Source organism: Thalassotalea ponticola (genome assembly GCF_041379045.1).
GTDB lineage: Bacteria > Pseudomonadota > Gammaproteobacteria > Enterobacterales > Alteromonadaceae > Thalassotalea_A > Thalassotalea_A ponticola.
The window spans coordinates 2,573,895-2,587,709 of the sequence record NZ_CP166871.1 but is presented as its reverse complement, the minus strand read 5'-3'; the positions used below and the strand labels follow the sequence as shown (position 1 = coordinate 2,587,709).

Sequence of the window (13,815 nt, the reverse complement as noted above, 5' to 3'; positions counted from 1 at the left end):
GGGGAGTCGCGGTCCGTAATCGCAGTAAAATACGTTTATTGGCAATTTGTGCTTTTACTCGTAACTGGTCAGAGTATAATGAAGCTAATTTGATGGGTTATGACGCCTGACAGCCAGTTTTAGCATAGGCAAATAGAATTTATGTTTGAAAATTTATCTGATCGTTTATCGAAAACGTTAAAAAACATCAGTGGCCGAGGCCGCCTGACAGAAGACAATATTAAAGAAACCTTGCGCGAAGTGCGCATGGCGTTACTTGAAGCTGACGTTGCATTGCCGGTCATCCGCGATTTTGTCGCCAGGGTTAAAGAGCGCGCTGTTGGTCAAGAGGTCAGTAAAAGCCTTACCCCAGGTCAAGTGTTTGTAAAAATTGTACGCAGCGAACTCGAAGTCGCGATGGGCGAGGCCAACGAAGCGTTAGATTTAAAAGCAACGCCTCCAGCGGTTATTTTAATGGCGGGCTTACAAGGTGCAGGTAAAACCACCTCAGTTGCCAAGTTAGCCAAGTTTTTAAAAGAGCGAGAAAAGAAAAAGGTTCTTGTGGTCAGTGCTGACGTTTATCGTCCTGCGGCGATTAAACAGTTAGAAACATTGGCCGGTGAAGTTGGCGTTGAGTTTTTCCCAAGTGATATCAGCCAAAAACCTGTGGCGATTGCTGATGATGCAATTTCGCATGCGAAGAAACAATTTTTTGACGTCGTTATTGTCGATACTGCTGGTCGCTTGCATGTCGACGGTGAGATGATGGCAGAGATCAAAGATCTTCACGCCAATATAAATCCGGTAGAAACGCTGTTCGTTGTCGATGCAATGACTGGTCAAGATGCGGCTAACACGGCTAAGGCATTTAATGAAGCGCTTGAATTGACAGGTGTGATCTTAACCAAAACTGATGGTGATGCGCGCGGTGGTGCGGCATTGTCAATTCGTCACATTACCGGCAAACCAATTAAGTTTATGGGTGTCGGCGAAAAAACCGATGCCTTAGAGCCGTTTCATCCAGATCGCATTGCCGGCCGTATTTTAGGCATGGGCGATGTGTTATCGCTTATTGAAGAAGTCGAACAAAAGGTCGATAAGCAGAAGGCTGAAAAACTGGCTAAAAAAGTGAAATCGGGTAAGGGATTTGACTTAGAAGATTTTCGCGAGCAGCTGGTGCAGATGAAAAATATGGGGGGCATGATGGGACTTATCGATAAATTACCGGGTATGGGTAATATGTTAGACCAAGTCAAAGGTCAGCTAGATGACAAACTTGCGGTGCGCATGGAAGCCATCATCAATTCAATGACACCCGCTGAGCGCCAGCGCCCTGACATCATTAAAGGGTCGCGTAAGCGTCGTATCGCTGCTGGTTCAGGTACCCAGATACAAGATGTAAACAAGCTACTTAAGCAGTTTACTCAAATGCAGAAAATGATGAAAAAAATGTCTGGTAAGGGCGGCATGCAAAAAATGATGCGTTCGATGAAGGGCATGATGCCACCTGGTGGTATGGGCGGTATGGGTGGTATGTTCCGCAAATAACAAGCGCCAGATATATCAGCACAATAAAAAGCCAGAAAAGTCTGGCTTTTTATTGTGCTGATAAAGGTGTTTGAGTAACATGGATTTATGGCAATAGCTATATTCACTAACAATAATGATAAAGGGTAACCTTAGTGCAACTTATTAAGTCGTTGTTTTGCTTTCAGGGTCATGATAACGCCGATAGATTTCTCGCGTTGGCAATGACCAGCATTTTCGCAACCTATCTGATCAATACACTTGTCGTTGAGTCTGTCGCAATCAAAATATTTACTCTTGTTGTCTGTGCCAGTGTTGTGCTCGCCTCAGCAGTGCGACGAAGTCGAGATAGTGACAAGCGTTTAGGTGTTGCTTGTGGAGCTTTCGTTTCAGTTGTCGTGGCGATGCTGGTGGTCAGTTTTAGTGATCACGCCTTGGCAGTGGCAAGCTTAGCCTTGCCACTCATGTTGGTACTGTACTTATTTGCACTGCCGTCGACCAAGCCGCGCGCTTATATCACTGGGTATAGCGGTCCGATTGATTTAACCGAGCTTGTTGAGGTGCAACAACCGGTACAACGCTCATTGAATCAGCGCGTTGAGCCAAACTTTTTCGGCCAAGCACAACCTCAAGCGAGCTTTGAAACCAATACGGTAAACCGGGCAAGTAGCGCCTCATTAGCCGTTGAAATGGCCAATAATGAATTTGCCAACAGGTTGTATAACTGGGGGCAAAGCAAGCACACCTTGTTAAAATCACTGGTGTTATTGGCTGTCATTTTGTGGTTATCACCCCTTGTAATGCTTTCGTTTAGTGTTGCTAAAATCACCCAGCCTGAAGTTCAGCAAGTGGTTGTAGACGACACCGCCAACACGAATGTACAACAGTCGACCATTGACTATCAGCACGATCATAAATTGGCAATGCCCGACGATTACTATCTGTTGTTGAATCAATATGACGGCTTGATTATTCACTGGCAGGCGGATCGGTTAAACGATGGTGAAATTTGGTCTCAGCACACTGCTAAAGGCGATGACAGTTGTCAGTTTATTGAGTTTAATAGCGGCGAAACGGTGCGCACCTTAAACGTGGTGATAGAAAATAAAGGCGACTATTACGCAAACTTCTCACCGCTTGACAGCGCGACAGTGGTTGAGCTGTTGGCACTGAGAGGCAACTTTACCCTGTGTGGCTATCGCTTTTCATTAAAAGGCTCTCAGCGTGCACTCAATTCACATCCTAAATACGTCGATTGGGCAAACTAAATATAGCGATACAGAGCTGTCTTCGGGCGCTCTGTTTCGCTGACTGTCTGGCGCGAGCGTTGGCATAGTGCGCCGAGCATAAGAGTATTACTGCCTGCAACCGTTTTTAACCACCCACATTATTCGCCAAGTAGTTAACTAATGACGGTCTTTGTCATTACCACGCCACTAATACCCGCCACTAAGTGATTTAAACGCAGCGGCGGGGGTGTTTAGACTATTCTGTATACCTACCGAGCACGAGTTAATTTTTGCTCTTTGATACGACCACGAATACTTCGAAGCTACGGCAGTTTACAGACGCACCAAACGTCGAATGTAACGCAGTGTGTTGCGGTTTAATAGTTTATTACCCAATGCAGTAAGCATTGAACCGATGACCACCAAGCCTGCGCCAACATACGCTAGCGTATTGAGTTGTTGCGCTTGAAACAGCGTCGGCCAGATGGACTCGGCGATGGCGGCAAACAACACGGTCAGCAACGGTGTTACTGCCAGTACGGCACTGACTTTACTGGCCGGCCAATATTCCATCGCTTTAGCAAACGTACCATAAGCAATTAACGTATTCGCGCAGCAAAACAACAGTAGTAATAAAGTGATGAGATTAAGCTCTGTCGCTGCCGAAGGACTGGCAAAAGGCAAAAAGAACAAGCTGGCAAAAACGTATAACACCCACATGATTTGATTCGATGAATAATGTGACAGCATTTGTTTTTGAATGATGGCATAAACGGCCCAAGTTGAAGCGGCCCCCAGCATAATAATAAAACCGGTGATAAAGTCGCTACGCGGTATTTGACTTGCTTGACTAAACTGTTGGTTAAAGAACAGCAGTAGACCTGTAATCAACAGCAGTGAACCAACCATTTGGCCACGACTGAAGCTCTCTTTCAAAAAAAACACGGATCCGACCAACATCATGAACGGAGCCATTTGAATAAGCATTTGCGCCGTTTCAGCGGGAATGAAATACAAAGACGACAAATATAAAATATAATTAAGCGATAAAAACACGCTGGCGATAAACAAGCGTTTGAGTAGGCCTTTTTTTTGTAGCAACGAGGTGGGTATCTTGTTTCGTTTGTACAGCATCAGGGAAACGAATGCCGTGGCAAATATAAATCGATACCACGTAATGGTGTATGCATCCATCAGTTGTAACACACTGATCAGCGCTAACGGCAGTACGCCCCACATGATCGCCGTGTTTAACGCTAGAAGTAAGCCTGCTATGTTATCGCGAGAGACTTGCATTGATGTTGTATCCTATATGTAGCAATTTGCTAAAATTTGGTAGTAATTAGACACTAACCTGTAAATGGAGCGCGATTTTAGCTCAGAATTGGCCGTTTATCTTGTGTTTTTTTTGATTAATTTAATTGAATCTTTCTATTTAGGTTGCAATTTTTCGACAAAGGCGTAAAATCTGCGAGCTTTTCCAACCCCAAGGGTTAGGAAAGTGTCTGGAAAATTCGTTTTATAATTTATATATAGAGGACGGTATGGTAACCATTCGTTTAGCTCGTGGTGGCGCTAAAAAGCGTCCATTTTATCAAGTAGTTGTTGCAGATAGCCGCAACTCTCGCGATGGTCGTTTCATCGAGAAAGTAGGTTTCTTCAACCCAACTGCACAAGGTAATGCAGAAAAGCTTCGCTTAGATCTTGATCGCATCAACCACTGGGTTGGTCAAGGTGCAAACCTTTCAGATCGTGTTGCTAAGCTAGTTAAAGACGCGCAAGCTTAATTAATTAGCATTTGTTGACGGAGATTAAGTCGCGATGGAAAACAACGTTATCCTAGGAAAAATTGGTGCTGTTTACGGTATCAAGGGATGGTTGAAGATTCATTCTTATACTGAAAATCCTGAAGCAATATTCGATTATAGCCCTTGGGTGTTAAACCTCAATGGCAAACAACAAAACGTCGAAGTTAGTGAATGGCGCCGTCACAATAACGGTTTAATAGCCAAATTTACTGATGTGAGTGATCGCAATGATGCCCAGTTACGCACTGGAGCTGAAATTACGGTAGCAAGTGACGCCCTACCAGAACTGCCGCAAGGTGAGTTTTATTGGCGTGATTTGATCGGTATGGATGTTATTAACGAGTCGGGTTACAACCTTGGCAGCGTTACTGACATCATGGAAACTGGCTCAAATGATGTACTTGTTGTTAAAGCTAATCGCAATGATGCGTTTGGCAAGAAGGAACGTTTGATTCCTTATTTAGAAGACCAAGTGATAAAAACAGTGTCGCTTGAGTCGAAACAGATTAACGTGGACTGGGATCCAGGTTTCTAACTCAATGAGTGAGAGTAACTTACGGATAGAGGTGATTAGCCTTTTTCCTGAAATGTTTACTGCAATCACTGAGTCTGGGGTGACAGGTAGGGCGATTCGCAAAGGCCTGATTGATTTTAATTGTATCAATCCAAGGGACTTTACCCATGATAAACATCGCACGGTAGACGACCGACCATACGGCGGCGGACCGGGGATGTTAATGATGGTTCAACCGTTACGCGATGCCATTCACGCAGCCAAGCAATCGGCTGGTGATGACGCACATGTAATTTACCTTTCACCGCAGGGACGAAAGCTTGACCAGGCGGGTGTACGTGAACTATCACAACATAAAAAGTTGGTGTTAATTGCCGGCCGATATGAAGGGATAGATGAACGACTGATCGAGTCTGAAGTAGACGAAGAATGGTCAGTTGGCGATTTTGTGTTAACCGGTGGCGAATTGCCAGCGATGACCTTAATCGATGCCGTAGCGCGCTTTGTGCCAGGTGTATTAGGTCACAATCAATCAGCCGAGCAGGATTCATTTTCTGATGGGTTGTTAGATTGCCCTCATTACACTAGGCCCGAGGTACTCGATGGTAAATCAGTACCGAAAGTGCTACTTAGCGGTAATCACGAACACATTCGTCAATGGCGCATGCAGCAGTCTTTAGCAAGAACATGGCATCGACGTCCTGAACTTTTAAAAGACCTAGCTCTGACCGAGGAGCAAGAGCAAATGTTACAGGCTATTAAAGCCGAACATAACTCGTGATCGGTTCGGTGTAATCTAGGAAAAAAGGTGAATATTATGAGTAATATCATTAAAGCTCTAGAACAAGAGCAAATGAAATCAGATGTACCAGCGTTTGGCCCTGGTGATACTTTAGTTGTAAAAGTTAAAGTAAAAGAAGGTGACAAAGAGCGTCTTCAAGCGTTTGAAGGTGTTGTTATCGCTAAGAAAAACCGCGGTTTGCATTCTTCTTTCACTGTTCGTAAGATTTCAAACGGTGAAGGTGTAGAACGTGTATTCCAGACACACAGCCCGTTAGTAGCGGAAATTACTGTTAAGCGTCGCGGTGATGTACGTCAAGCTAAACTTTACTACCTACGTGAGCTATCTGGTAAGAAAGCGCGTATCAAAGAAAAGTTGGCTAAGTAATTTATATTACTTACTCACTGAAAAAGGCTGCCCTCGGGCAGCCTTTTTTGATCTGGGATATAACGTATTGGGTATTAAGAAAAAATCATATTGTGCATAGGGGAACAAGATTCGGTAAACGTCTCATGTTAAGCTCATTAACATTGATAATTTTTATAACAGCGAGGCATTAGATGATTAGTCGGGTACTTTTATATGTAGCCATTGTTTTTACAGGACAGGTAACGGCAGGTGAAGCAAAACAAAGTATCGACATGGTATTTTCCGCTGACCACAAGACTCAAACTGTTTTAAACATTGAAAGTGCGCTTGCCAGAGCTCAGGCGAGTCTTGGCATCATTCCCGAATGGGCTGCCGCAGAGCTTAGCAAAAAGGCTGAGCTTCAATACGTTCCCCAGGAAGAGCTCGCAATCGAGTATGAAAAAGTCCGACACCGCATGGTTGCCTTGCTGAACGTCTGGCAACGACGTTTAGATAACGGTGCTGAACAGTATATGCACTTCGGCGCAACCACGGTTGATGTATACGATACTGCCTTAGTACTGCAACTGAGTGAAGCGACACTACTGATTATTGACGACTTACGAGCCTTAGAGTTAAAAATGATCGCTCTTGCAGAGCAACATCTTGATACCTTGATGATTGGTCGCACCTTGGGGCAGCACGCATTGCCCATTACCTTCGGCAAAAAAGTGGCGAGTTGGCTAGGAGAGAATAGGCGTCATATAGAGCGCATGCTCGATGTGTATGACGATTTACAACGTTCAGCGATCTTAAAAGGAGCGGTGGGTAGCTATTTAGGGCTTGGTCATCAAGCTATACAATTAGAGCAGCAGTTCGCCCGCGAGCTCGGATTGTCTGCGTCACCCTATATCGACGATTGGCATGGCAGTCGTGACGTATTTGCCGATTATGCCACAACGCTTGCGTTAATAAGTAAGACCTACGGTAAAATAGGTAATGAATTATTTTTATTGCAAATGACCGATATCGGCGAGACACAAGAAGTTCGAAAGGCGTCGGTCGTAGGCAGCAGTACGATGCCACATAAACATAATCCCAGTAAGTCAGAAGCGCTAATTTTTAATGCGCGCGTTATCCCTCGAATGGCTGAAGTCATCGTTGATGATATGATCAATACGTTTGAGCGGGACAACACGTCGAGAACTAATCAGTACCTCGCAGACTTATCTATACAGAGTGAAAAAATGCTTAGTGATGCATTTAAACTGATCTCAAATTTAAAAGTTAATGAGCAGACCATGCGAGCCAATATTGACCGCACTCAGGGACTTATCATGTCACAGCGACTTGCATTTGCATTGGCACCGCAATTGGGTAAAACCAACGCCGATAAATTTGTGCATCAACTTGCTACGTCGGCATTAAAAACTAAACAGACGTTATCTGCGACATTCAAGCAATCGCAACACGCATCATTGCTAAGCGAACAACAGTTGAGTGATATCTTTGATGCCTCTACCTACTTAGGTTTGGCCCGACAACAGGCCAAAGCCGTTATCGATTATTGTTATCAGCAACGCGACAAAGAACAGCGACGTTTGCCAATGCTGAATTAGTTTGTCAATATAGAGCAGATAAAGAAACACTACGGCCTTGTTTTAGTGTTTTTAACTAGCTGATAATAATAAGAATGTTAAATAAAATGGGTAAGCGTGATAAAGGTGAAGTACGGCTTGAGCAGCTGATAAAGCAAGTCGAGCCGGCTTTGCTCTCATCATTAATGTCTATCCTGAATAAGGATGATGCGCGAGACGTGATGCAAGAGTGTTATTTGAAACTTTTGGAAATGGTTAACAGCGGTAAGCAAATAACCTATCCTAAGGCGTTACTGTTTCGAATGGCAAGAAATACGGCGATTAGCAAACTACGTCATTACAATGTTATTAGTTCGTCTTTGCGCGCCGTGTACGATGCTGATGCACTTCGATTGGAACAGCTGGATACAGAGGAACAACTAAAGCAACAACAGCAACAGCAATTATTGATGCAAGCCATTGATACGCTGCCACCCGCCTGTAAACAAGTATTTATGATGCGCAAGCTCGAACATAAAAGTCACGCCGAAATTTCTCAGATTCTGTCAATATCAACCAAGACTGTTGAAAACCACATTAGCCAAGCGCTCAAACGATGCCGTAAATTTATCTTCAACCATTATAAGCAGGAAGTTAATAACGCCCGTGCACAAAACAAGGTAACCAGTAAAAAGGTCTCTTAGTGTCGTTAGAAGAATGGCTAGTTATCGGTGTTCCTGATGAGATTGCGGATCAAGCAATGACTTGGATTGCGATATTTGACTCTGATCAGGTAACGCAACAGCAACATCAGAAATTTCAGTTGTGGATTGAGCAAGACCCAACACATTTATGGGCTTTCGAAGAATTGTCAGAATTTTGGGCCAAGTCACATTTTGGCGATGGCGATGCACTATCGTTACTGGCGTTTAATAATCAGCCACACGTTTCTGTGGAGTCTACAGAGCCGCAGCAACAGCCAACACACAGCAATAGTCGCTATCCAACTTACGCCACTATTAGTTTAGTACTGTGTCTAATTGGTGCGCTCGCAGCACTGTGAGATCAGCCACATCCTAACTGATTGAAAAATATTCAAACACCCTATAGGGGGAATTAGTCGTTGATACGTCTACGTTAATTGGATAAAAGCCTGATGGCTATGCTGTCCATAAAAAAATAATAACGAAAAATTCACAGGGGAGAGCTATGTCTCGAAATACGTCATTCCAATATTCGAAGTTAACAACTTCGATTCGAAATGCTGTACTGCTCAGTACGGCGTTACACATGTCGACAGCGACAGCTGAACAACAATCAACCGAATCTCAACAAGATCTTGAAAAAATAACCGTGGTTGGTAGCCAAATTCGCGGTGGTGCTATCAGTGAAGCGCTCGCAGTATCAGTGATTAACAGTGATGATATTGAAACAATGGGCGTCGACTCAGGGGATGAGTTACTCAGCTTGATCCCGGAAAATGGTCAAAACTTCTTTAACGAAGCGGAAAATATTTCCGGGGGTGTGAACTCTGCTCGCGGTGATATTGGTGCGTTTAACTTGCGTAACTTGGGCACGGGCAATACCCTGGTATTGCTCAATGGCCGTCGCTTAGTCAACTCAGCATCGTATCAAACAGAAGAGGTTGGCGGTAGTTTTGTTCCGGTAAATTCGGTTAACTCAAATACCATACCGGTTGTTGGTTTACAGCAAGTTGAGGTGTTACGTGATGGTGCGTCTGCGATTTACGGTGCTGACGCAGTTGCAGGTGTCGTTAACCACGTACTTAAAAAAGACTTTGAAGGCGTAACGGTAAAAGTTAAAGGCTTTGAATACGATAATTTTGATCGCGGTAGTCAAAGTTTTACATTAGAAGCGGGTAAAACCTTCAATGGTGGCAAAACCAATATTAGCGCTTTCGTCAATTTATACGATCGCGATCGCATAAATTCACAAGACGACGAACGCTGGGCTGATTCGGATTTTCGCTATCGTTTATCTGAAGACTCCTTGTGGTTTGGCGATACCCGTTTTCGCAACAACAGCGCCAATTCAAACTTTGGTCAATTTGACATTGTTCCCAACAATGAAGGCGACTTAGATGATAACGGCCTCGTTGACTCACGCGGTGAATTTGAAACCTACCCAATTGGTGATGAACGCTGTCAGTATGTGATTAATGAAACCACATGTGCTGCTGAAGATGGTCAAGGAACTTACCGATATAACTTAAATGAAAATAGGGATTTACGTTCTGATCTACAACGCTATAACACCTTCGTATTTGTTAATCATCAATTAGACAACGGTATGGAGAGCTTTACCGAATTATCCTACTATAAATCAGAAACCAATATGTACCGTCATCCAACGGCCTCATTTTCAAGCTCTAAGTTATTGGTACCGGCGGAGAATTACTACAACCCATTTGGTGTGGCAGGGTCGCCTAATCGCTTACCTAGCGAGCTAACCGGTGATTTTCCAGAAGAAGGTTTTGACTTACTGATTGACAATTATCGCTTTGCAGAGGTACCGCGGATTGTTGATAACGATGGTAAAACCTATCGCCTTTTGCAAGGCTTGCGCGGTATGGTTGGCGATTGGGACTGGGAAACAGCGGTGTCTTATTCAAAAGCGGAAAAACAAGATATTACCCGCAATAGGGTATCAAATAACTTGATGCAAGAGGCGTTGAATGACCCCACTGAAGCTGCTTATAACCCATTCTCAGGTGGCGTGAACAGCAATATTGAACGCGCCTTGATTGATGTTAAACGGATCAGCGAAACCGAACTTACCACGTTTGATTTCAAATTTTCGAACTTTGACTTATTCGAATTACCAGCGGGCTCGGTTGCGTTTGTTGCCGGCTTTGAGTGGCGCGAAGAAACGTTTAAAGATGATCGCGATGATCGCTTAGACGGTACCATAACCTTTACCGACGGTGAAGGTGATACTTACCCATTTGTTTCTGATGTGGTCAATTCAAGCCCAACCCCAGATAATCAAGGCGAACGCCAAGTCTGGTCATTATTTACCGAGTTACAAGTTCCGGTATTAGAAAACTTAGATGTGCAAGTTGCCCTGCGTCATGAAGACTTTGACGATATCGATGATAGCGCGACGGTTGGTAAGTTTGCGTTTGGTTATCGCCCACTTGAGCAAGTCTTAGTGAGAGGCTCTTGGTCTGAAGCATTTCGCGCGCCAAATTTGGTAACCGTAAACGAGGATATCGTATCGCGTACCAACACGCGCAACGACTGGGTGTGTCAATACGCAGCCGATTTTGGTGGCGACCCGGAACAAGATACTCTTGATTGCAGTAATTCTATTCAGCGTACCGCGCAAGGTAGCGATCAATTAAAACCAGAGCAATCTGAAAACACCTCAATTGGTTTAGTGTGGACACCGACAGCAAACTTAACGCTGAGCTTAGATTACTGGTCAATTGAAAAAGAAGATACCATCGGTTTGTTCGGTGAAGAGAATCACACCTTGTTAGATCTAGTGTACCGTTTAGAACAAGGCAACCAAGGTTGTGACACCGCTGGATTTAACGATGCGGTTCAGCGCGAAGCGGTTGATGATGGTGAAGCTGAATTTTATCAAGCGGCGGGCATTTGCGCCGCAGGTCCGATAAAATTTGTTAACGATCAGTACGCGAATCTCGATAAGCGCACGGTAAAAGGTCACGATATTGGCGTGTATTACAATATCGATACTGAGTTTGGTACGTTTGACTTTAAATACAACGGCGCATTCTTAGATAAGTATGAGCAAAAAGCAGGTGGTTTGGCACAGCGTTTAGTTGATGCTCAAGCTTCTGGTCTGTTGCCTGCGAATTACCCTGTTGACGGTTTTGCCGACCTCGTTGGCAAAGATGGCAATCAAGATGAACGCCATTCAGCGAAATTCCGCTGGTATAATGATAACTGGGGCTTTTCATTAAATATGTTCAAGATCGGCAGCTTTTATCAAAGCTCACTGACCCTTGCTGATGAAACGCGTTATGTGATTCCATCAATGACCACATATAACACCAGTATTGATTATAAATTTGCCGTATCAGGAGTTGATTCGCGAATTCGGTTTGGTATTAACAACTTAACCGATGAGAGAGCACCTCTTGCCGACCGTTACTTTGGCTTCTTCTCAGATGCCCATAATGATTATGGTCGTGGTTACTACGTAGAAGTTAAAGCGGCATTTTAACCATTCTCTCCGTTAAATCAGGCTCCTGTGGAGCCTGATTGTTATTTCCATTGGTGTTTCATATGACCGAAAAAATTACCCATCTAGCGTATTCAGCTGAACGCGCTAATTATCAAAATTATGGCCTCGTACTCGGGCCTTTGTTTTTTGTTTTGATGATGCTTAGCGCAGATACTCAAACCACCATGTCACCTGTGGCGTGGAATACCGCCGGCGTAGCTTTGTGGATGGCCACGTGGTGGTCAACCGAAGCGGTGCCGGTGCCGATTACGGCCTTTTTACCCATAGTAACATTTGAAATGCTAGATATAGCCTCGCTTAAAGAGGCCGCTGCGCCATACTCAAATCCGATCATTTATTTATTTCTAGGTGCCTTTATTTTGGCGCTAGCGGTAGAGCGCTGGAATTTACACAAGCGAATTGCCTTGTTAATTTTGGAAAAAACGGGTACTGATGGACGCAAGCTCATTCTCGGTTTTATGGTTGTTGCCGCGCTGTTATCGATGTGGATGACCAACACTTCAACGACAATGATGCTCATGCCTATCGCGTTATCTGTTGCAACGGTGATTATCGAAAATACCCCGCAGCTGTCTGATAAGCAAAAAGCCCAATTTCAAATCGCGATATTACTTGGCTTGGCCTATGCCGCCACCATTGGCGGTTTAGCGACCTTGGTAGGTACGCCTCCGAATGCTCTTTTAGCGGCATTTTTGGTTGATAATTACGGTATCGAAGTATCATTCGCTCGTTGGATGCTAGTTGGCGTGCCTGTGATGGTTGTCATGCTGCCTATTTGTTGGTGGGCATTAACTCGGGTTTTATATCGCGTGGCGATTCCGGCAAATGATAAAGTGAACGCGCATATCAAATCGTTGAAGGCTGAACTCGGGCCAATGTCAGCGCCGGAGAAGCGCGTTGCAATAGTATTTAGCCTCGTGGTGGTATTGTGGATGTTGCGGCGCCCGCTGACCAGCTACTTTAATATTGAAGGTCTATCCGACGCAGGTATTGTGATGGCTGCCGCTATGGTGTTATTTATTTTGCCCAGTGGCTCTCAATCTCAGGCTCAATTGATGACATGGCATGATGTTAATCGCTTGCCATGGGGCGTATTGGTCTTGTTTGGCGGCGGTTTAAGCTTAGCGTCGGCGTTCTCATCATCTGGGTTAGCACTGTGGCTAGGTGAGAGTATTTCACCTATCGCGCTCTGGAGCGTGGTTATATTGATTATTGCGGCAACGGGTTTAGTCATATTTTTGACGGAAATAACCAGTAACTTAGCGACCACGGCAACCTTTTTACCGGTGATGGGAGCCATTGCTGTTCAAGGTGACATCAACCCGTTGTTGTTGTGTGTGCCAATCACCTTAGCTGCAAGTTGCGCATTTATGCTACCGGTTGCGACCCCACCTAATGCCATTGTGTTTTCTTCAGGCAAGCTCAGTATTCCGCAAATGGTGCGAGCAGGGGTGATGCTAAATATCATTGGTTTGCTATTAATTACCGTAATTGCCGTTTGGTGGGCACCACTGATATTACTGTAGATACACTCGATAACGGGTTGTAGTCTGTATAATAATGCCATCAGTTATTGGCGAAGCCAGTGACCTCGTTAGGCACGGATAAAAAGCTCAGAGTAAAAATACTCTGAGCTTTTTACTTTTTACGGTGAAATGTATTTTCTCGCGTTGTGGTTCAGACTGCATCGTCTCCAATTAGCAAGTGGCTCATCGCTACTATCGGGCGCGCACCTTGGCAAACACAGGCCTCCTTTGGCGGCTTTGGCACGGTTTTCCAAAGCTCATAATTCGCCCGCGCTCGCGGGTTATACCGCGAA

General features: G+C 44.5%; 12 protein-coding genes. 11 read left to right on the top strand and 1 reads right to left on the bottom strand.

Translation table 11 applies throughout. The features are described from left to right. Positions 1-141: 141 nt before the first annotated feature. Together ffh and ACAY30_RS11255 are read left to right on the top strand one after the other, a co-directional pair. A complete protein-coding gene (gene ffh, locus ACAY30_RS11260) occupies positions 142-1,527 on the top strand; it encodes a signal recognition particle protein (RefSeq protein ID WP_290252761.1) in 1,386 nt (461 codons plus the stop codon). 134 nt (positions 1,528-1,661) lie between these two features. Beyond that, positions 1,662-2,774 carry a hypothetical protein gene (locus tag ACAY30_RS11255; protein WP_290252762.1) on the top strand — a complete coding sequence of 371 codons (1,113 nt, stop codon included), beginning with the start codon at positions 1,662-1,664 and terminating at the stop codon, positions 2,772-2,774. Between the two features lie 294 nt (positions 2,775-3,068). Here ACAY30_RS11255 and ACAY30_RS11250 read toward each other — a convergent pair whose 3' ends face one another. After that, on the bottom strand, positions 3,069-4,031 hold the full coding sequence (locus tag ACAY30_RS11250) for a DMT family transporter (RefSeq protein WP_290252763.1): 963 nt from the start codon (positions 4,029-4,031) through the stop codon (positions 3,069-3,071). Positions 4,032-4,279: 248 nt separating this feature from the next. On the opposite strand from ACAY30_RS11250, the gene rpsP reads away from it, so the two are divergent. The 9 genes from rpsP (at position 4,280) to ACAY30_RS11205 (ending at position 13,522) form a co-directional block, all read left to right on the top strand. Next, a complete protein-coding gene (rpsP, locus tag ACAY30_RS11245) occupies positions 4,280-4,522 on the top strand; it encodes a 30S ribosomal protein S16 (protein ID WP_290252764.1) in 243 nt (80 codons plus the stop codon). A 34-nt stretch (positions 4,523-4,556) separates the two neighbouring features. Beyond that, positions 4,557-5,078 (top strand): ribosome maturation factor RimM, encoded by a 522-nt coding sequence (gene rimM / locus ACAY30_RS11240; RefSeq protein ID WP_290252765.1) that lies wholly within the window; start codon positions 4,557-4,559, stop codon positions 5,076-5,078. A 4-nt stretch (positions 5,079-5,082) separates the two neighbouring features. Continuing rightward, positions 5,083-5,838, top strand: a complete 756-nt coding sequence (gene trmD / locus ACAY30_RS11235; protein ID WP_290252766.1) for a tRNA (guanosine(37)-N1)-methyltransferase TrmD — start codon at positions 5,083-5,085, stop codon at positions 5,836-5,838. 36 nt (positions 5,839-5,874) lie between these two features. Next, a complete protein-coding gene (gene rplS / locus ACAY30_RS11230) occupies positions 5,875-6,225 on the top strand; it encodes a 50S ribosomal protein L19 (RefSeq protein ID WP_290252767.1) in 351 nt (116 codons plus the stop codon). Between the two features lie 173 nt (positions 6,226-6,398). Continuing rightward, a complete protein-coding gene (locus tag ACAY30_RS11225) occupies positions 6,399-7,805 on the top strand; it encodes a lyase family protein (protein WP_290252768.1) in 1,407 nt (468 codons plus the stop codon). A gap of 86 nt (positions 7,806-7,891) precedes the next feature. Next, positions 7,892-8,467, top strand: coding sequence for an RNA polymerase sigma factor (locus ACAY30_RS11220; RefSeq protein WP_290252769.1), 576 nt, complete (start codon positions 7,892-7,894; stop codon positions 8,465-8,467). Then, positions 8,467-8,826, top strand: a complete 360-nt coding sequence (locus ACAY30_RS11215) for a FecR/PupR family sigma factor regulator (protein WP_290252770.1) — start codon at positions 8,467-8,469, stop codon at positions 8,824-8,826. Before ACAY30_RS11220 ends, ACAY30_RS11215 begins: the two co-directional genes overlap by 1 nt. Positions 8,827-8,972: 146 nt before the next feature. Beyond that, a complete protein-coding gene (locus ACAY30_RS11210) occupies positions 8,973-11,975 on the top strand; it encodes a TonB-dependent receptor domain-containing protein (protein ID WP_353958592.1) in 3,003 nt (1,000 codons plus the stop codon). A gap of 62 nt (positions 11,976-12,037) precedes the next feature. Further along, positions 12,038-13,522 carry a DASS family sodium-coupled anion symporter gene (locus ACAY30_RS11205; protein ID WP_290252771.1) on the top strand — a complete coding sequence of 495 codons (1,485 nt, stop codon included), beginning with the start codon at positions 12,038-12,040 and terminating at the stop codon, positions 13,520-13,522. The last annotated feature ends 293 nt before the right edge of the window (positions 13,523-13,815 follow it).

Coding starts and splice junctions, on each gene's coding strand:
- ACAY30_RS11225 (WP_290252768.1), top strand. CDS start 6,399: ATGATTAGTCGGGTACTTTTATATGTAGCCATTGTTTTTACAGGACAG.
- ACAY30_RS11220 (WP_290252769.1), top strand. CDS start 7,892: ATGGGTAAGCGTGATAAAGGTGAAGTACGGCTTGAGCAGCTGATAAAG.
- rimM (WP_290252765.1), top strand. CDS start 4,557: ATGGAAAACAACGTTATCCTAGGAAAAATTGGTGCTGTTTACGGTATC.
- trmD (WP_290252766.1), top strand. CDS start 5,083: ATGAGTGAGAGTAACTTACGGATAGAGGTGATTAGCCTTTTTCCTGAA.
- rplS (WP_290252767.1), top strand. CDS start 5,875: ATGAGTAATATCATTAAAGCTCTAGAACAAGAGCAAATGAAATCAGAT.
- ffh (WP_290252761.1), top strand. CDS start 142: ATGTTTGAAAATTTATCTGATCGTTTATCGAAAACGTTAAAAAACATC.
- ACAY30_RS11210 (WP_353958592.1), top strand. CDS start 8,973: ATGTCTCGAAATACGTCATTCCAATATTCGAAGTTAACAACTTCGATT.
- ACAY30_RS11250 (WP_290252763.1), bottom strand. CDS start 4,031: ATGCAAGTCTCTCGCGATAACATAGCAGGCTTACTTCTAGCGTTAAAC.
- ACAY30_RS11205 (WP_290252771.1), top strand. CDS start 12,038: ATGACCGAAAAAATTACCCATCTAGCGTATTCAGCTGAACGCGCTAAT.
- rpsP (WP_290252764.1), top strand. CDS start 4,280: ATGGTAACCATTCGTTTAGCTCGTGGTGGCGCTAAAAAGCGTCCATTT.